13 protein-coding genes and 1 tRNA gene are annotated in these 18,844 nt (G+C 62.4%); 6 read left to right on the forward strand and 8 right to left on the reverse strand.

Annotated features, from left to right (window positions below; all coding sequences use genetic code 11):
• The first annotated feature begins 458 nt into the window (after positions 1-458).
• Positions 459-1,499 (forward strand): alpha/beta hydrolase, encoded by a 1,041-nt coding sequence (locus JQ611_RS21555; protein ID WP_212466527.1) that lies wholly within the window; start codon positions 459-461, stop codon positions 1,497-1,499.
• A 547-nt stretch (positions 1,500-2,046) separates the two neighbouring features.
• Here the strand turns inward: JQ611_RS21555 and JQ611_RS21560 are convergent.
• The 6 genes from JQ611_RS21560 to JQ611_RS21585 form a co-directional block, all read right to left on the reverse strand.
• Complete coding sequence (locus JQ611_RS21560; protein ID WP_212466528.1) at positions 2,047-3,753, reverse strand: hypothetical protein; 1,707 nt, start codon at positions 3,751-3,753, stop codon at positions 2,047-2,049.
• The gene (locus tag JQ611_RS21565) at positions 3,750-4,871 is read right to left on the reverse strand and encodes a DUF4297 domain-containing protein (protein WP_212466529.1); all 1,122 of its coding nucleotides are present in this window, start codon (positions 4,869-4,871) and stop codon (positions 3,750-3,752) included. Before JQ611_RS21565 ends, JQ611_RS21560 begins: the two co-directional genes overlap by 4 nt.
• Before the next feature lie 428 nt (positions 4,872-5,299).
• A tRNA-Thr gene (locus tag JQ611_RS21570) sits at positions 5,300-5,375 on the reverse strand.
• Between the two features lie 95 nt (positions 5,376-5,470).
• A complete protein-coding gene (locus JQ611_RS21575) occupies positions 5,471-7,240 on the reverse strand; it encodes a heme biosynthesis protein HemY (protein ID WP_212466530.1) in 1,770 nt (589 codons plus the stop codon).
• An 8-nt stretch (positions 7,241-7,248) separates the two neighbouring features.
• On the reverse strand, positions 7,249-8,523 hold the full coding sequence (locus JQ611_RS21580; RefSeq protein ID WP_212466531.1) for a COG4223 family protein: 1,275 nt from the start codon (positions 8,521-8,523) through the stop codon (positions 7,249-7,251).
• 53 nt (positions 8,524-8,576) lie between these two features.
• Entirely contained in the window at positions 8,577-9,323 is a 747-nt protein-coding gene (locus JQ611_RS21585) for a uroporphyrinogen-III synthase (RefSeq protein WP_212268605.1), read from the reverse strand.
• 204 nt (positions 9,324-9,527) lie between these two features.
• Between JQ611_RS21585 and tsaD the strand changes: the two genes are divergently transcribed.
• The 4 genes from tsaD (at position 9,528) to JQ611_RS21605 (ending at position 13,585) form a co-directional block, all read left to right on the forward strand.
• On the forward strand, positions 9,528-10,601 hold the full coding sequence (tsaD, locus tag JQ611_RS21590; protein ID WP_212268687.1) for a tRNA (adenosine(37)-N6)-threonylcarbamoyltransferase complex transferase subunit TsaD: 1,074 nt from the start codon (positions 9,528-9,530) through the stop codon (positions 10,599-10,601).
• Positions 10,602-10,603: 2 nt separating this feature from the next.
• Positions 10,604-11,584 carry an NAD(P)H-dependent glycerol-3-phosphate dehydrogenase gene (locus tag JQ611_RS21595; RefSeq protein ID WP_212389471.1) on the forward strand — a complete coding sequence of 327 codons (981 nt, stop codon included), beginning with the start codon at positions 10,604-10,606 and terminating at the stop codon, positions 11,582-11,584.
• On the forward strand, positions 11,585-11,998 hold the full coding sequence (locus JQ611_RS21600; RefSeq protein ID WP_212268601.1) for an EVE domain-containing protein: 414 nt from the start codon (positions 11,585-11,587) through the stop codon (positions 11,996-11,998).
• A gap of 246 nt (positions 11,999-12,244) precedes the next feature.
• Positions 12,245-13,585 (forward strand): diguanylate cyclase, encoded by a 1,341-nt coding sequence (locus tag JQ611_RS21605; protein WP_212466532.1) that lies wholly within the window; start codon positions 12,245-12,247, stop codon positions 13,583-13,585.
• A gap of 140 nt (positions 13,586-13,725) precedes the next feature.
• On the opposite strand, the gene JQ611_RS21610 is transcribed toward JQ611_RS21605, so the two are convergent.
• Entirely contained in the window at positions 13,726-14,907 is a 1,182-nt protein-coding gene (locus JQ611_RS21610; protein ID WP_212466533.1) for a DNA topoisomerase IB, read from the reverse strand.
• Positions 14,908-15,279: 372 nt separating this feature from the next.
• Here JQ611_RS21610 and acs point away from each other — a divergent pair, with 372 nt between their 5' ends.
• A complete protein-coding gene (acs, locus tag JQ611_RS21615) occupies positions 15,280-17,232 on the forward strand; it encodes an acetate--CoA ligase (RefSeq protein ID WP_212466534.1) in 1,953 nt (650 codons plus the stop codon).
• 75 nt (positions 17,233-17,307) lie between these two features.
• On the opposite strand, the gene JQ611_RS21620 is transcribed toward acs, so the two are convergent.
• Complete coding sequence (locus JQ611_RS21620; RefSeq protein WP_212466535.1) at positions 17,308-18,843, reverse strand: DUF6600 domain-containing protein; 1,536 nt, start codon at positions 18,841-18,843, stop codon at positions 17,308-17,310.
• Position 18,844 lies beyond the last annotated feature (1 nt).

Raw genomic sequence — 18,844 nt, forward strand, 5'->3', positions numbered from 1 at the left:
TGCCCCACCGGAAGTGTCCGTTCACCAACCCACAGCAGTTCGACCGGTTGAATAATCAACTAACTTGCAACGCTTGCCTTCCCGCACATGAAGACCAATGGTTTACACGGCAAATTGCCGACAACTTCGACCCCACTGAAAATACTATGTTTTTCTAGACTTCCTCTCAATGCCTCCTAAATGCTCCGTGAGGGTGTCCAGCCCCGCCCCGATGACTGACAGCGGGTCCGTCAAACTACCGCCTCCCAGAGCGGGTCAGAGGGACTGGGCGGCATGTGTCGGTCAACGAGCCAATCTGATCTCCGCCGTTATGACCGCAGACTAAGGAGAAGACCGGAAGCGACACTCGGCTGATGGCGCCCGGGCTGGTTTGCCTGCTTCCGCTGGTTCTAGAAGTGTGATTTCGTTCGGCTGGAACTCTGATTTTAAGAGCTGGGCTAAACCATGGGAGAAGAAAAATGCGCATTTCATCCGTACTGCTTGTAGCCCTCTCAGCGATGATCGCACCACCTGCTGCCATTGCCCAGACGCCGAAGATCGTAATGGAAGAAATGATGGTTCCGTCGGGTGATGCCGGGATCGAAATCTTCGTGCGCAACAAGCGCCCTGCTGACATGGTGTCATTTCGACCGGAGCGCACCCTCCTATATGTGCACGGTGCCACGTACCCCTCATCAACCGCATTCGATCTTCAGCTAGGCGGCATGTCGTGGATGGATTACATCGCTGCACGCGGGTACGACGTCTACTTACTTGATCTACGCGGCTACGGCAGATCCACACGGCCGAAAGAGATGAGCGACAAGCCCCACGCAAATGCACCGATCGTTCGTGGCGACACCGCGGTGAAGGACATTTCCACGGTTGTCGATTTCATCCTCAAACGTCGCAACATCGCTCGGTTGGATTTACTCGGCTGGTCGTGGGGCACGACCCTTATGGCGACCTACACGTCGCAGAACGCGGCCAAAGTAGAACGCCTGGTTCTGTATGCGCCGGCATGGATCCGCACCACGCCATCACTGGTTCAGGCCGGGCCCGGCCCAATTCCCGCCTATCGCATGGTCCGAAAGGATCAGGCGCTGGGGCGATGGCTCACGGGCGTAGCCGAAAACAAGAAGGCCAGCCTTATTCCCCCGGGCTGGTTTGATGCATGGGCCGACGCCACGTGGGCGACCGACCCTGAAGGTGGCAATATGGATCCTCCGGTACTGCGTGCCCCTAATGGCGTGGTACAGGACGGCGTAGAGTTCTTTGGTGCCGGTAAGGCGTATTATGATCCGGCGAAAATCACCGTACCAACGCTGCTGATTAACGCGGAATGGGACCAGGACACGCCATCCTACATGGCGCAAACGCTGTTCCCGTTGCTGGTTAACTCGCCGGGCAAACGCTACGTCCAACTCGCCGAAGGGACTCATACCATCATCATGGAAAAGAATCGGCTTGAGCTATTCAAGGCGGTGCAGGCGTTCCTTGATGAGGCGGCCGGTTTGTAAGCTGGTGTAGTTAGGTCGGAGCGAACAAGCCAACCAAGGACACGGGAAAGGGCACGGGCTTGGTATTAACCCAAGTTAGAACGGCTAAATCGCCTCCCACCGCTCAATCGCAAGCGCTCCTTTGTAATTCGACATCATATCGGTCGGATTGATTGACCCAGCGACGCCTGCTTGCGAAGGCGTGAGCACAGTTTGCGACCAGGCAAATGCGACCATGAAGCAATCGCAAGGGCTCCGATTGAACAGACTAGTTTGCGCATCCTTGGCTCCTTGGTTGGCGAATTCGATGCAGTAAGGATGCACGCATCGTGTTTCAGGAGTTTGCCATCGCAGGCCGAGAATGGGTCGTCGCAGGATTTTTCGGTTTCGTCGGCGAGCCGTAGGAAGAAACGTCTTGGGGCCTATTTCGGGTTCCCTGATCGCCGCAAACGGAGCTGGACGAGCCGCACTGAAGATCGTCCACCGTGCTCTGCGGCCCCGACGGGATCGCATGTCAGTCAGTTCAATTTTTCTGGCGTCATCGGACCGGAATAGAGTGCGTGTCGGCTCACGGAGACGCTTGAGGCCGGATCAGCACTTCATAGTACGGCTTCATAATGGCCGACACCTCATCGTAAGCGTCCGCCCGAAGCAAGCTGCGCTTGCCATCGATCTCGATTTTGAAGCCATCGTAAGCTGCACCGTGTAGGCTTACTGACCCAAGAATTAGTTGCATGTCATCTGGGACGCGATCAAGAGCGAACTGGATCATCCTCGTTGCGTTGGCGGGGTCTTGATCCTGCTGAACGGGACTATCAACGATGAGGGGACAAACCACCGACGTTGACGAGCCTCGCATTGTGTTCACAAACGCATAATAGTACGCGAGCAATGCCCTCGGAAGATCGCTACCGGTCTCATTTATTACGCAGTCAATTTGCTTGTAGCTTTTCTCAGCGAGACCCGGCACCTGCAACTCGGAAATGAACCGCTTCATGTATTGAAAATATCGATCCTTGATCGTCTTTTGAAATTTCTTGTCTTCGAACGACTTCATCGTTGCCGCCGCTTCATCTGAACGAGCGTCATGCTCACCTATCTTGGTGTTGATGTCAGACTGCTCGGCAGCTATCGCGTCATCGACCATGCGTTCGCTTTCGCCCTTGACGAGGTCCCGCAATTTCAGCTCACCGCGTTGCTCATTAAGGATTGCGTTTATCCGGTCGATATTCTCGCCCAGATTTTCGAACTTGGCACGCTCCAGCGAAATAGCCCCATCCACCTTGGCAATCTCTTGTCGCACCTCCAGCAAAAAGCCTCGGCAAGTTTCCGCATCGGAAATCAAACCGAACTTATTAGCAAAATCGTTGAGGTGCGTAGTACCACACGTTGGGCAGATGATTTCAGTATCGACCGCCTTGCGAATGAACTCATAATCTGCGTCAAGCTCTGCAAGAGCGTTGCCAGCAATGGCGCCCTGCTCGATAAGAGCCGCACGCTTGGAGTGAAGTTCAGCAAGACCTCGCTGTACGTGGCCCTGCTTGTCCTGCAGCACTTGGCATTCGCCGAGCAGAGCATCGATCCGGTCAGCAAAATTCTCGGGTACCAAGTCGAATTTGATCGGCCTGCGACCCGCCTGCAGACGTTCTGCCGCACGGCTGAGCGCTCGGCGGTCTACTTTCAAATCATCGATGATGTGATCTGCATCAATCTTTGTTGCTTTTGCGACATAATATTCGTTCGGACGCAGACCAGCGTGGAAATATGCAACATCGCGCTTTGGGTTTTCAAACTGACCGAGCCCGGAAAACGAAGCCCATGAACGCAGCCAGCCGATGTCCTGGTCCACATAGAACGGCAAGAAGCAAAACGCAGGCGGCGGCACGACCTGATTGCCCTGACGGTCAGAAAGCGTGAGCTTGAACTCTAGCAGTTGCGCTATCTGAGGACCGATACCCGAACCGACACCGGAGCCGCTCCAAAGGGCTTGCCCAAGCCCATCGAACAGAGCGAAGAAACTGCCGGAGCGCATGACACGGTACGGCACGTCGTTCACCGTGAATTCAACAAGGAGGTTTGTTTTGAGAGCGTCCCAATTGTCGTTGGTCTTATAGGCATCCGCGCCGAAGGCGGCGTAAATCGACTTGATAAGGCAGGACTTCCCAGTGTCATTCTCGCCGAAGATTACCGTCTTGCGCTCGTTGAACTGAACGATCCTCGCCGACTTCTCGAGATCGGAGGCGATGAGCAACCTTTGTAATTTCAAGCTTTTCATGATTGCGCTTCCGAAGGCTCCGGATCAATCGTTTGAACTTCTCCTGTCGTCTCATGACTAAACACCTCGTAGAGTATCATGACCTTTAATCGAGCATTGCTGAACGGCGTGACGCTCACCTGCGCCAGGTCTTTGACTTCCAGATAAATTTCATCGACCAATTCGTTTACGCCGTGGGAACCCCCTGCGCGTTTCTGCAACTCGGACCGGATCCTGTCTCTAAGGACATTGATCGCCTCATTGCCGGCGTCAAGCGCGACGGCCCGGTACCGCTGCCACTCGCGAGTTAGATTGGCCAGCTCAAGCGCGCCGACGGACAACTGCTGACTGATGGTGGCCCAATCGGGCAAGGCCTGACGCGTGCGAACGAGATCGAGCCATCCCTCGACCTGCGACCGCGTAATCGATTTCTTTTGGATCAGGTCGGAGAAGCTAGAGATGATCCCTGTGTACTTGGAGCGCGTCCTGCATTCTTCCACGATCGCTTTGTAGAGGGTGTCAGGATTGAATTCGACCGAACCAATCTGCTCGAAGATAAACTCGTTGAGCTTTCCTTTGATGTGCGCCGAACTGTCATGCAGGCTCAAATCTGCTTGAACGTAATGCATGAGACTGACCGCGGCGTGAGTGGCTCCGGGGTGCTCCTCCGCGAGCTTGCTGATGAACTTTGTCAGCGTGTCCGGGTCACACGTGACGAGTTGGCACGCACCCGATGCTGACGGCAGAAATGCGCACGGCACGTTGGAAACGAAGTTCAACTGCTCAGTCTCGTCAGGGAACAAGACGTAGTTCGAAAAAAGCTTCCCCATAAACGAGGGCAGCTTTGCGCCAGCGGGGTCGTCCTTCTTGGGCTTGCGCCGATAGAGATCGGTCAGCGTCCAGTGCCCTTTGTCTCTGGTCTTGACCTGATAAAACCGGGCGCGCGTAGGGGTCTGTTCGCTATCCAGCAACACAATGTCATCATGGAACTCAAACGCGATGGCATAGTCCTCGGACGAGCCATGATGCGCGAAGATCAGCGCTAGGCCCCAGAGGGCCTGATAGTCGAAACGCTCGTATCCCGTTTCGCCAGATTTTTCTCTTTGTGGCTCAGAGATGAGCCGTTCGGCAAATGACACGAAGTCCCCCGCTCCCGCCTTATACTCTAGCGAGCTTCGCCCACCTTACAACCGGGAGGGTTGTCCCGGAATTAGACCTTGAGGGCATCTGTGCTCGCTTGCGCGTCGGAAACGAGCAGCGAGAAGGTGCGAACATGAGCACGCATTAGCGCTAGCTTAGAGATTTGGAGGATGAACCGATTTTGAGCTAAGCTATTGATTATAATGGTATAGTTTGGTGGGCTCGAACCACCGACCTCCTGTTCCACAGAAACGAGCGAGTTTTTAGCTGAAGCCAAAAAAGAAGCTCGCCCTTGAACGGCGTAAGGTACCATCGCGCAAGGATACCGCAGCAATTACCGATCCGGCGATCTGCCGTAGGATTGATTATTGCATTGATTATCCACGCGAGGCGTCATTCAAAAATTGAACTAACCTACTGAAAGTGCTGGTGCCGCAAACAGGACTCGAACCTGTGACCCCGTCATTACGAATGACGTGCTCTACCAACTGAGCTATTGCGGCGGACCAGACGCAGCGTTCGATAACTGGGCCGAAAACGCGTGCCACCTGATATCGGGCAGCGCCCGCCTTGGCAAGAAAAACGCAAGCCCCCGGGCCTACTCCCCGCCCCAGCGTGACAAAAATCCCCGCCAGCCGCCGGCCTGGGCCTTGGGCGGGCCGATTTGCTGGGCGAATTCGTCCGGAGGGCCGTCTTCGTCGATTCCCGGGTCATCCGGCGCCCGGACAATGGGGATCACGGCCGGAATCGGCGTTGGAACCGCCTTCGGAATGTCCTGCCGGGCGCGAAACAGCGGCGCGGCGACGGCTGGCGCCGGTTGTTGGGCAGGCGGCGGCGTCGGTGACGGCTCAGGCTCCGCGGCAGGCGCCGGTTCCGGTTCGACGCTGGCAGCCGGCGGCGCGTTGTCCTGGGCGGCCGCAGCTGCGGGCGCGACAGCAGGCTCCGGCACGACGGGTGCTGCCGGTTCCGCCGGCTCGCTTTCGACCGGGGCTGGAGCCGGCCGCTCGAGCACGACCGCGCGGCGCGGCGTCGCCAGCATCGCCTCTTCGAACGGCGAGGATTCGATGGCGGGGCCCTTGTCGGACGGCAAGGCCGCGACCGGGGTCTGCCACTGGAAGGCGTCGAGGCGGCCGGTGACCGGCGAGACCGGGCGCCAGCGATCGCTGACATAGCCATCCGCGGTCCAGGCCGGATCGTGCAGCGCGCGCACCGCGCGCAAGGTCCACGCCCGCGCCCGGCCGCTGTCGCCATGTTCGGTGCGCTCGATCTCCGCCATCAGCAGCGCCACCCGCTGCGTCGGCGCGGCGATGAACGGCGCCAGCGCTTCGCGCGCCTTGGCAAATTCGGAGGCGTCGATCGCGGCGCGCGCGATCGCGAGCGCGCCCTCGATATGGCCGGGCGCTTTCGCCGCCAGCGTTTCGACGCGCACCAGCCGCTGGCGCGCGGAATCGCCGAGCTTCACATGGGCATAGGCATCGGCGAGATCAGGATGCGGCTGCGCCAGCCACGCGGTTTCGACCAGACGCATCGAACGCCGCACCTGATGCGCCTCGCTTTCAAACTTGCTCGCGAGCACCGCGGCCGGCACCAGCGTCGGCGCCAGCTTGACCGCCTCCATCACGCTCTGACGCGCGAGATCGCGATCGACCTTCTCGAGCTCGAGCGCGCGTGCCGTCAGCAGCACGCCGCGGTGACGGCGATAGGTCGCCTTGTCGATCAGCCCCGAGGATTGATTGTTGTCGAGAATGCGGAGCGCGCCGGTCCAGTCGCTCTTGGCGCAGCAGAACCCGAGCACGGCATGCGACGCCCATGACGAAGACGGCGACAGTTTCAGCGCTTCCTCGGCGACCATCACGGCCGCGACGGGATCATCGGCGCGCTGCGCCTCGATGAACAGGCCGCGCAGGCCCAATAGCCGCGTATCCTCGCGCTCGGCCATGGCGTGGAAGGCGCGCTGCGCGCCTTCGCGATCGCCATCGAGCTGCGCCGATTGCGCTTCCAGCAGCAGCGCCAGCGGATCCTCTGCCGCATGGCGGCGCGCGACGTCTGCATGCGCGCGGGCGGCGGTGGAATCGCCGTGACCGATCGCGAGTAATCCTTGCGTGATCGCATGGCGGCCGCGGGCGTGGCGCTTCTCGCGCCGATTACGACGCAGACGCGCCGGCGTGCGCCACAATCCGCACAGGATCGCCCAGATCAACATGGCCGCGACGATGACAATGCCGAGCCCCAGCACGAATACCGGCAGCGTGGTCGCGATCTTCAGATTGCCCGACGACAGCACGACCTCGCCGGTCTGTTCGGCAACCCAGGCCGCGCCGGCTGCACCAAGCGCGATCAACAGCAGAAACAGAATGATCCGGACCATCGGATTCCTTATTGCGCTGGTTTGGCGAGCACGGCCATGGCGTCGGCCGCAAATTGACGGGAGGCGGCCAGCGCGGCATCACGCGCGTCGGCCTTGTCGAGCCAGGCTTGCGCCGGGGCGCGATCGGCCGGCGCCAACGTTTTCAATTCGCGCCGCGCTTCATTGGCATCGTTGCGCAACGCCGCCGCGGTCGCCCGCGCCACCACTGCGCCGCGGTCATTGCCTGCGGTATCGGTGCGTTCGATGCGGACCAGTTTGGCGGCGCCGGCCTGCAACCGCTCGACGATGCCCGAACCAGTCGTGGCGGTGTCCTGCGGCACCGCCGGCGACAATTTCGGCACCAGCGTCAGCAATTCGCCCGAGAGCTTGCCGGCGTTCGGCACGCCCGTTGCCGCGAACGGCTCGAGCGCCTTCAGCGCGTCGGCGTTGGGCGCCAGCGCCTTCGCGGTGGTCAGCGCCGCCGGATAGGGATCGCCGGTTCGAACGAGAACATCGAGCAAAGCCGCCGCCACCACGCGGCGCAGCGGCAGATCGTCGGCAGGTTTCGTATCGACCGGCTTATCGGCGATCTTGCTGCCTTGCTGCGCGATCTCCGCGGCCTGCGCCTGCATGGCGGTTTCGATCTTCGCGATTTGTTCGTTGATCCCGGAGAGATCGGGTGCAGGTGCGGGTGCGCCGTCGGCGCGCGGCGCGGATTTCACCTCGTTAAGCGCGGAGGCAAGTTTTTCGTTCTGCGTGCGCGCGGTTGTGAGTTCGCCGCGCAGCGCGGCGAGTGATTTTTCCAGCGTATCAATCCGCGCCAGGGAAGCGGGATCGGCGACCGGCGCGGCGGGCTTGCTCGTTTTGGTTTCGAGTCCCGCGACGCGGGCGGTAAGGCCGTCGATCGCAGCAGCACTAGGCTGCGGCGCGGGAGGCGCTGCCGCCGGCTGAACGGCGGGCCAGCCCAGCATCCAGCCGACGCCGATCACGAGCGCGGCCGCCACCGCGCCGGAGACGGGTGCAACGATCCAGGGGGAAACCGGCGCCGGCGCAGGCGCCGGTTGCGGCGCCGGTTCCGCCGCAGCCGCCTCGGTTGCAGTCTCGGTCTCGGCCGCCGCGTCCTCAGAAGCCACGGTCTCAGACGCAGCAATCTCGGGTGCTGTGGTATCCGACCTCGTTGTATCGCCTGCTTTCGCGGTCTCGCTGGTCACTTCGGTGGCATCGAGATCGATCGTCGGCGGCTCGCGCTTGGGCCGCTCCGATTCGGGCACTGATCCCTGATTTTCGGGCCTGTCGTCGACCATCGCAGCGGTTCCCTTAGCGTGAGTGACCCTGAACCTAGCAGAATCGGGCGGGGTTAGGCCAATCGGGTCCGCAAAGCACGGCTCAAAGCCTCGAACAAGGCATTTTCGTCGGCCTGGGCGGCCGCCGTGACCTGCGTCGCGCCGGCATCGCGCAGGACGGCGGCAACGGCAGCGGAAATGCAGCATTGTGGCAGCGCCAGCGCCGATATTTCGACGCCGCCCGACCGCGCCGCGTTCAGAAAGGCGCGCGCGCTGCGGCGTGAATAATGCAGCACCGCCTCGACCTGGTTCGCCACGAAAGCGTCACATACTTCCTGCGGCAGGCTGGACGCCGGAATCATCCGGTAGGTCGTGTGCGTCACGACGGTAAATCCCTTCTCGCCCAATTCGCCCGCAAGATCGCGCGCGAGATCGGCGCCGGCCAGATAGAGCAGCGTGCTGGCTTTCTTGAGTTGCTTCGATTTCACAGCTCCCAGCACCAGATCGCGCAACGCACCGGCGTCGCCCCTGGCCGCGATCACCTGGCTGAAACCAGCGTCCCGAGCAGCCGAGGCGGTGTGTTCGCCGACCGCGAAGAGCGGCAATTTCAACAGCCGGCTATCGGCCAGATGCGGCGCGATGGCGCGTAGCGCGTTGGCGCTGGTGACGATGATGGCACCGTAACGGGCATCGGCGTCGTCATGGAACGGCACCGCCTCAAATCGCAGCATCGGCGCCCGAAGCACTTCAAAACCCCTGGCGCGAAGGGCTGTGGCGGTGGCCTCATCGTCCGGATGCGGGCGCGTGACGAGAACGGCCATGCCTCAGACCTCCAAAAATGTCTTGCCGCAACCCTTGGCACAACCCTTGGCGCAAGAAAAAGCCTTGGCGTAAGAAAAAGCCTTGGCGCAAAATATTTCGGCTTTAACCGGCGATTGCACCTAGCGACCTCGTAATGCTACCGGGTTACGGAAGCGTTGTTTTGACCTGATACGCAAGGGATCAAATTGGATAACGACACGCCGATGCTGGTGCTGGGTATCGAGACCACCTGCGACGAGACCGCGGCGGCGGTGATCGAGCGGGCGAGCGACGGCAGCGGCCGGATCCTGTCCAATATCGTACGCTCGCAGACCGACGAGCACGCTCGCTTCGGCGGCGTGGTGCCGGAGATCGCGGCGCGCGCCCATGTCGATCTGCTCGACGGCATTGTCGATAGCGCGATGAAAGAGGCCGGAGTCGGCTTCGCGCAATTGTCGGCGGTCGCGGCCGCCGCGGGTCCCGGCCTGATCGGCGGGGTAATCGTCGGCCTCACCACCGCAAAGGCGATCGCGATGGTGCACGACACGCCGCTGATCGCGGTCAACCATCTCGAGGCCCACGCGCTGACGCCGCGGCTTACTTGCGCGCTGGCGTTTCCCTATTGCCTGTTCCTTGCCTCGGGTGGTCACACCCAGATCGTCGCGGTGGTCGGCGTCGGCAAATATGTCCGGCTCGGCACCACCGTCGACGACGCCATGGGCGAAGCCTTCGACAAGGTCGCAAAGATGCTGTCGCTGCCTTATCCAGGCGGACCGGAGGTCGAGCGCGCGGCCACCGGCGGCGATCCAAAGCGATTTGCGTTTCCGCGCCCGATGCTCGGGCGGCCGGATGCGAATTTCTCGCTGTCGGGACTGAAGACCGCCGTACGCAACGAGGCCAGCCGGATGATGCCGTTGGAGCCGCAGGATGTCAGCGATCTCTGCGCCAGTTTCCAGGCCGCGGTGCTGGAATCCACCGCCGATCGATTGAGCGTCGGCCTGCGGCTGTTCCACGAGCAGTTCGGTCCGCCCCGCGCGCTGGTCGCGGCCGGCGGCGTCGCCGCCAATCACGCGATCCGCGACGCCCTGCAGGATGTGGCGGCGAAAGCGCAGACCACGCTGATCATTCCGCCGCCGGCGCTCTGCACGGATAATGGCGCGATGATCGCCTGGGCCGGCGCCGAGCGGATGGCGCTCGGGCTGACCGATACGATGGATGCGCCGCCCCGCGCGCGCTGGCTGCTCGATGCCAATGCCGCGGCGCCGGCGGGCTACGCCAACACCAGGGCGGGATTTTAGCGATGCCGTCTGAGAACACCGTGGCGGTGATCGGCGCCGGCGCCTGGGGCACCGCGCTCGCGGCCGTCGCGGCGCGCGCGGGCCGCGATGTCATCCTCTATGCACGCAACGCCGAAAACGCCGCGCAAATGAAGATGGCGCATGCCAATCCGCGGCTGCCGGGCATGCGCCTCGACCAGCGCATCGAAATCACCAACCGCATCGCGGCCGCGGCCGGCGCCCACATCATCCTGATCGCAACGCCCGCGCAGAATTTGCGTGAAGCGGCCCTGGCGCTGGCCCCGCATCTGAAGAAGGCGACGCCGGTTATCGCCACCGCCAAGGGCATCGAGCGCGGCACACATAAATTCATGACCGAAGTGATCGCGGAAGCCGCCCCCGACGCGATACCTGCGATCCTGTCGGGACCGAGCTTCGCCGACGATGTCGCGCGCGGACTTCCGACCGCCGTGACGCTGGCGGCAAAGGACGAGGCGCTGGCAAGCGCGCTGGTGCAGGCGCTCGGCTCATCCACCTTCCGGCCCTATCACACCACGGATATCCGCGGCGTCGAGATCGGCGGGGCGGCGAAGAACGTGCTGGCGATCGCGGCCGGCATCGTTGAAGGACGCAAGCTCGGCGCCTCGGCGCTGGCTGCCTTGACCACGCGCGGCTTCAGCGAGCTGGCACGGCTCGGTCGCGCCTGCGGCGCGCGCGCGGAAACGCTTGCGGGGCTTTCCGGACTGGGCGATCTGATCCTGAGCTGCTCCAGCCTGCAATCGCGCAATTTCGCGCTCGGCATCGCGCTCGGGCGCGGCGAGCAACCGGCGCGCGACAAGCTTGCGGAGGGCGCATTCACCGCGCCCGTGCTGATCGAGCTGGCGGCTTCGCAAAATGTCGACATGCCGGTATCAAATGCGGTCGCGGCGATCCTGGCCGGCAAGGTGACGATCGATGCCGCGATCGAAGGCTTGCTGACGCGGCCGTTCAAGGCGGAGGAATAGATGGCGTACTGGCTGGTGAAGTCCGAGCCCTCGGTGTGGTCGTGGGATATGCAGGTCGCGAAGGGCGCCAAGGGCGAAGCCTGGACCGGCGTGCGCAATTTCACCGCGCGGCAGAATCTCGTGGCGATGAAGAAGGGCGACCTCGCCTTCTTCTACCACTCCAACGAGGGCAAGGAGATCGTCGGCATCGCGGAGATCATCAAGGAGGCCTATCCCGATCCGACCGACAAGACGGGTAAGTTCGTCTGCGTCGACATCAAGGCCGACAAGCCGCTGAAGACCCCGGTGACGATGGCCGCGATCAAGGCCGACAAGAAGCTCGCCGCGATGGCGCTGGTGAAATATTCGCGGCTGTCGGTCCAGCCGGTCACCTCGGACGAATGGAAGATGGTCTGCAAGATGGGCGGATCATAGGGCATCGTGGAGGCATCGCAGCGCCGACGCGCTGTGGGTGGAACCTGGCGGGCCAGACACAAAATCGCGAAAACAACCCCATGCAAAGTATCAGGATCCCTACTGGAAGGTAATAAAGCACCGCGCCCTGGGCCCTTAACCATTCCTTATCCCGTAATACTCCCCGATCCCTTTTGCAGGAGAAATTTAGCATTTCGGGCGCTAACTCCGGACGTGCGGCAAGCACGCCAGCGGGAGAGATACGCCTTGAGATCGGGTGCCAGCAGCCTGAACGCGACGCCGCTCGACGACGCGGCGGACGTGCTCGTGACGCCTGCGCTCGAAGCCGAGACCGAGCGGCTGCTGTCACAGCGCACGCGCGACATCCAGTTCTCTCCCGAAATGATCCGCGCCTACCGCAAGAAGGACTGGCCGCAACGCAGCAAGATTGCTCGCGCCTGGATGGTCTGGGTCGCCGCCATCAGCGTGGCCTTTGTGCCGCTCAGCTACCTTCTCGCTCCCGATTTCCTCACCCTCACCACCGCCATCAGCGGATTGCTGGTTCCGGCGCTGCACGCCTGCGCCTATCTGGTCTGGCGCAAGCCCCGCAGCGCCACGGTCGAAGGCCTGTCGCTGCTGCTCTTGATGACCAGCGTCATGATGGCGTACGGCGTCATCGCCGTCGCGGCCGGTGGCAGCAATTATGAGCGCTTCCTGATCTGCATCATGTACGTGAACACGATCGCGATCGTGGTGTTCAGCGTCGACTATATCTGGACGCTGGCCCTGATGATCTGCTCCACCGCGATCTTCTTTGGCTTTGAGATCTTCAATCCCGCGATCGAACTCCAGGAAGCGGTCGGGACGTCGATCTTTTATGCGATGGGAATCTTTGCGGCGACGATCGTGCGGAAGACCCAGTCGATCCTCGGTCAAAAAGCCTTCCTGCTGTCCTTGCGCAACCAGTATCGCAGCGACGCCCTGAGGCGCGCCAACCATCAATTGGAAATACTGGCGACGCGCGATCCGCTCACCGGCCTCGGCAACCGCCGTTCGGCGACCGATCTGATCGACCGGCTCTGGCGCGACCCGACAGTTCCGAAAGCCAGTATCGCGTTCATCATGGCCGATATCGACTTGTTCAAGCACTTGAACGATACCGCCGGCCACGCCGCTGGCGACGCCTGCATCAGGCGGGTAGCGGATACGATCGAGGACTCGGTCCGGTTGGGCCTGGATGCGGTGTTCCGCTATGGCGACGAGGAATTCCTCGTCGTTCTCGCGCATGCCACCCCCGATCTGGCCTGGACGATCGCGCAACGCATCCGCAGCGCGGTGGAGGCGCTCGGCATCGTCAATCCCGGAATCCATCCCGCAAATGATTCTGCCAGCGTGGTGACGATCAGCCTCGGCGTCGCGTTCGCGCAGGAGAACGCCGCGCCGGAGATGGTCGCCAAATGGGCTGACGACGCTCTCTACGACGCCAAGCGCGGCGGCAGGAATATTGTGTTTTTGTCGAATGCGCATGCGGCGGCGGAGGATGTGCGGGACGCACAGCCTGTCGGCACCGATGAACGGAAGATGTCATCAAGGGTGGGCGGGCAGTAGCGCTCGCAATCTGTCATTGCCGGGCATAGCCGTCCGAAGGACGGCGTCGCTTCCGCTCGCCTATGACCCGGCAATCCATCACTCAAAAATTCACTTTGTAGATGGATGCGCGGGTCAAGCCCGCGCATGACAAGCGGAAATTACGCCGCCGCGGCAGCCGTCACCACTTGCGCCAGCAGCGCTTCGCGCTTCGACTGCGAGCGATAGCCCTTCATCGTCGCGGCGAAGCGCTCGAGGATGCCGTCCTCGAAGGCGGTGACGATGGTGTCGTGGACGTAGCTCTTGCGGCAGATCGCCGGCGTGTTCGACAGCTCGTCGGCAGCGGCCCGAACCGCCTCCAGCACCTGCTTCTTGCGGCCACGGGCGCTGGCCGCCGGGGAAATCCGCGACAGCGATTCCAGCACCACGGCCGAGGCCATCAGGGTGCGGAAATCCTTCAGCGAAATCTTGATGCCGGCGATCTCGCGCAGGAAGCCGTTCACGGTCGTCGTCGAGACGGTACGCACGGTGCCGGAATTGTCGCGATACTGGAACATGCGCTTGCCCGGCACGCTACGCAGGATGCCGATCGCGCGCACGAGCTTGGCCGCGTCGCATTCCTTGCGCACGGCCTTGCCGCCCTTGGCCTTGAAGGTCAGGACCAGATTGTCGTCTTCCAGCGTGACGTTTGACTTCAGCAGCGTGGTGGCGCCGCGGGTGCCGTTCAACCGCGCGTAGGATTCGTTGCCCGGCCGGATCGCGGTGCGCGCGATCAGTTCGATCACCGCCGAGAGCGCGAACTCGCGCGTCGGCTCGTCGCCGGACAGATGCATCGAGACGTTGCGGCGGATCTTCGGCAAGGCCGCGACCAGGCGCGCAAGGCGATGGGCCTTGCGCTGCTCGCGGACCTTTTCCCAATCGGCGTGGTAGCGGTATTGCAGCCGGCCGGCGGCGTCGACGCCGACCGCCTGCAGGTGCGAGGTCGGATCGGGCGAATAACGCACCTGCTGATAGGCCGGCGGCACCGCCATCGAGTTCAGGCGCCGGATGGTACCGGCGTGGCGTATCGCCGTGCCGTTGGCGCGAACAAATGAATAGTTCTTGCCACGCTTGATGCGGCGGATCGTCAGCTCGTTCTGGTCGCCGAGCTTGAGGCCGAGTTCCTGCGCCAGCGACTCGACCGTAATCTTCGGCTCATGCTTGGCGAGCTTTTCCTTCGGCGAGGGGATTTTGGCGGGCGCCTTCAGCGGCGCTTTCGGCAATTGGCCAAGCGCTTCTGCCAAAGCGACGGCAGGATCAGCGGAATTGGGCCGCGTAGCCTCGAAATTCACCTGATCCATCATGACCGTCGTTGTCCTGCTCCGCCTGTTCTTCCGGTAATGCCGCTTGCTACGGCTTGGTTCCGGCGGGGCCCTGTCACCCCGGAAACGCCATTTAGGGGGTAACGAACCCCTTTGCGAGTCCCGATTCCGCGATTATCGGTTATTAGATACCGGTCATGGGAGCCATTCGCGCGATAACGTTGATTTTGGGTCGCATCAAAACGCGAAAGTGATGGCCGGACCGGGCCGGCCGGGCCGTCCGGAAGCGCGGGAACCGACCAAGGTCGCAGATGTTTCCGCCTTGTCCGGGCCCCCTGCGACGCCTAATCATCGTAATAATCAAGACGGCTTGCGACCGCTTAGGGGTAGGGCTCGCAATCAGCGGAGGGGAAGATGTCCGAGAAGATTTACGACGTGTCGGCAGACTGGTCGAAGCGCGCTTTGATCGACGACGCCAAGTATCGCGAGATGTACGCAAGATCGGTCGCCGACCCCAATGCCTTCTGGGCCGAACAGGGCAAGCGGATCGGCTGGATCAAGCCGTTCCACAAGGTCGAGAACGCCTCCTTCGCTCCCGGCAATATTTCGATCAAATGGTTCGAGGACGGTGTCCTGAACGTCGCCTGGAACTGCATCGACCGCCATCTCGACAAGCGCGGCGACCAGACCGCGATCATCTGGGAGGGCGACGATCCCAATGAGTCCAAACACATCACCTACCGCCAGCTGCACGACGAAGTCTGCAAGATGGCCAACATCCTGCGCACCAGGAACGTCAAGAAGGGCGACCGCGTCACCATCTACCTGCCGATGATCCCGGAAGCGGCGTATGCGATGCTGGCCTGCGCGCGGATCGGCGCCATTCATTCGGTGGTGTTCGGCGGTTTCTCGCCTGACAGCCTCGCCCAGCGCATCACCGATTGCCAGTCCAAGGTCGTCATCACCGCCGACGAAGGCCTGCGCGGCGGCAAGAAGGTGCCGCTGAAGGCCAATGTCGATGCCGCGATTGCCAAGAGCGGCGGCGTCGACTGGGTCGTCGTCGTCAAGCGCACCGGCGGCGCCGTCGACATGAACCCGACCCGCGACTTCTGGTATCACGACGCCGCCAAGATGGTGACGACGGAATGCCCGTGCGAGCCGATGCACGCCGAAGATCCGCTGTTCATCCTCTATACGTCCGGCTCCACCGGCCAGCCCAAGGGCGTGCTGCACACTTCGGGCGGCTATCTCGTCTTCGCGTCGATGACGCATCAATACGTGTTCGACTATCACGACGGCGACATCTACTGGTGCACCGCCGACGTCGGCTGGGTTACCGGCCACAGCTACATCCTCTATGGCCCGCTGGCGAACGGCGCGACCACGTTGATGTTCGAAGGTGTGCCGAACTATCCGGACAATTCGCGGTTCTGGAACGTAATCGACAAGCACAAGGTCAACATCTTCTACACCGCGCCGACCGCGATCCGCGCGCTGATGCAGGGCGGCGACGAGCCGGTGAAGAAAACCTCGCGCAAGAGCCTGCGTCTGCTCGGCTCGGTCGGCGAGCCGATCAATCCGGAAGCCTGGGAATGGTATCACCGCGTGGTCGGCGACGAGCGTTGCCCGATCGTCGACACCTGGTGGCAGACCGAGACCGGCGGCATTTTGATCACGCCGCTGCCGGGCGCGACAAAACTCAAGCCGGGTTCGGCGACGCGGCCGTTCTTCGGCGTGGTGCCCGAGATCGTCGATGCCGACGGCAAGGTGCTGGACGGCGAAACTAGCGGCAATCTCTGCATCGCCAAATCCTGGCCGGGCCAGATGCGCACGGTCTATGGCGACCACGCCCGCTTCGAGCAGACCTATTTCTCGACCTACAAGAACAAGTACTTCACCGGCGACGGCTGCCGCCGCGACGCCGACGGCTATTACTGGATCACCGGCCGGGTCGACGACGTCATCAACGTATCAGGCCATCGCATGGGCACCGCCGAAGTCGAAAGCTCGCTGGTGGCGCATGAGGCGGTCTCGGAAGCCGCCGTGGTCGGCTATCCCCACGACATCAAGGGCCAGGGCATCTATGCCTACGTGACGCTGATGACCGGCAAGGAGCCGACCGAAGCGCTGCGCAAGGAACTGGTGGCGTGGGTGCGCAAGGACATCGGCCCGATCGCCTCGCCTGATTTGATCCAGTTCGCCCCGGGCCTGCCGAAGACGCGCTCCGGCAAGATCATGCGCCGCATCCTGCGCAAGATCGCCGAGGACGAACCGTCAAGCCTCGGCGACACCTCGACGCTGGCCGATCCCGCCGTGGTCGACGATCTCGTGCACAATCGGCAGAACAAGAAGGGCGCGGGGGCTTAGCGTGCAATAGGGTTGCCATCACTGCAAAGGGCTCCGAGATAACCGGAGCCCTTTTTGTTTCGCCTCAACCGCCGCTCACCGCGTGAGTGTCTTCCTCTCCGGCACGGTCACCGGCAGCGGCCGGGCCGCGGTCGGCGGTGCAGCGCCGACCGTCGTCTTGTTGAGGCCGCCGCCGCTCGGTGCCATGACCACCGGACTGGGATTCGGCCGCATCGGCGCTGAGATCGGCGGCGGCGGACGGTTCAGCAACTGCACCGGCTCCTTGATCCGCACATTGTCACCCGAGCCGTTGGGACGGATCACGTTCGGAATCCGCACATCGGGTTTGCCTGCCCCGGATGCCCCGCCAACCGGGTTGTGCCCGGTATGGCCGCCGTTCGACGACGGTGGATTGCCGACCGGCCGGCCGTCGCCGGTACCTGTAACCGGACCCGTCACCGGCGGTTTGTCGTCGCCGCCATGTGGCCGGTGCGCGTGGAGGCAGCGCCGCAGCGCAATGCCACTGAGCCCGGCGCAGGGATTTTCGGTCACCGGCGGCTTCGGCAACGGATCGGGCCTCGTCGGGAATACGCACAGATTGCCCACCCGCACCATTCCCGGGCGGCAGTCCGGCAAGCGGCATACGCCATGGTCCATGAAAGTGCCGCGCGGACACACTGGCGGGACCACGACGACGACCGGCGGACCATTGTCGATCGGTTGATCAAGACGCGGCGGCAGCGGCGACACGGGGTTGTGGACCGGCAACGGTTTGTATCCACCGCCCTGCTTCGGGCTCACCGGCGGACAGTCCTGAGGAGCCACCGCACTCATGACGGCGAGGTTGTTCCAGATGAAATTCCAGTCGATCAAATTCTGCGCCAGGAACCAGGCCGGCCACGGCGAGAAGAAGATGTCGATGTCGATCCACGGGCCGACCACGTATCCCGGCAACACGATCACAGTGATTCCATACACGAGCTTGATGTCGGTAACGTAGGTCGTCTGCGTCAGCAGCACCGGGATCTGCTGCGGCGGCGCCGCGCCGTTGCAGCCTTGCGCGAACTTCTGCGTCTCGACAAAGATCCAGTAAGCGGCACTGTTGAAGTCGGCGGTGGAAACCGTCTGAACATCTTGGTCGGGCAGCATCGGCGCCCAGCCGACCCATTCCGGCGACGTGCGCCAGACAACCCAACCCGGGCTGAACTCCGCACCTGGCGTCCATATCCATCCCATCTGTGCGTCAGACACCCAGCGGCCGTAGTGATGGACGATCGCGCCCCACGGCGTCTTGTCGTCGTAGTACCAGCCATATTTTGGGGTGTTGACCCAGTTGCAGGGCGGATACGGACGCCATCCCTGCGGCGTCACCGTGGGAATCCACACCTCTCCGTATTTGGCGTGCTGGACAAAGCGGCCGTACTGCGTGAGCACGCCGCGGAATTCGTCCCTTAGCTTCGCAGCGCCTTGCTGCGGCACGGCGTTCGCAGAGTTTTGGGCAGATTCTTGCGCAGGCGCTTGCGCGAAAGCTGACGGCGTTGATGCTGACAGCACGAGGACGGCAAGCGCTGCGGCGAACATCGCCGTGAGCATCGTCCTGGTCTTGATCAAGATGTTCCGGGCAAGGGTCATG

Origin of the sequence: Bradyrhizobium sp. AUGA SZCCT0182 (genome assembly GCF_018130185.1) — a bacterium.
Taxonomy (GTDB): domain Bacteria; phylum Pseudomonadota; class Alphaproteobacteria; order Rhizobiales; family Xanthobacteraceae; genus Bradyrhizobium.

Coding starts and splice junctions, on each gene's coding strand:
- JQ611_RS21555 (WP_212466527.1), top strand. CDS start 459: ATGCGCATTTCATCCGTACTGCTTGTAGCCCTCTCAGCGATGATCGCA.
- JQ611_RS21560 (WP_212466528.1), bottom strand. CDS start 3,753: ATGAAAAGCTTGAAATTACAAAGGTTGCTCATCGCCTCCGATCTCGAG.
- JQ611_RS21575 (WP_212466530.1), bottom strand. CDS start 7,240: ATGGTCCGGATCATTCTGTTTCTGCTGTTGATCGCGCTTGGTGCAGCC.
- JQ611_RS21580 (WP_212466531.1), bottom strand. CDS start 8,523: ATGGTCGACGACAGGCCCGAAAATCAGGGATCAGTGCCCGAATCGGAG.
- JQ611_RS21585 (WP_212268605.1), bottom strand. CDS start 9,323: ATGGCCGTTCTCGTCACGCGCCCGCATCCGGACGATGAGGCCACCGCC.
- tsaD (WP_212268687.1), top strand. CDS start 9,528: ATGCTGGTGCTGGGTATCGAGACCACCTGCGACGAGACCGCGGCGGCG.
- JQ611_RS21595 (WP_212389471.1), top strand. CDS start 10,604: ATGCCGTCTGAGAACACCGTGGCGGTGATCGGCGCCGGCGCCTGGGGC.
- JQ611_RS21600 (WP_212268601.1), top strand. CDS start 11,585: ATGGCGTACTGGCTGGTGAAGTCCGAGCCCTCGGTGTGGTCGTGGGAT.
- JQ611_RS21610 (WP_212466533.1), bottom strand. CDS start 14,907: ATGATGGATCAGGTGAATTTCGAGGCTACGCGGCCCAATTCCGCTGAT.
- acs (WP_212466534.1), top strand. CDS start 15,280: ATGTCCGAGAAGATTTACGACGTGTCGGCAGACTGGTCGAAGCGCGCT.
- JQ611_RS21620 (WP_212466535.1), bottom strand. CDS start 18,843: ATGACCCTTGCCCGGAACATCTTGATCAAGACCAGGACGATGCTCACG.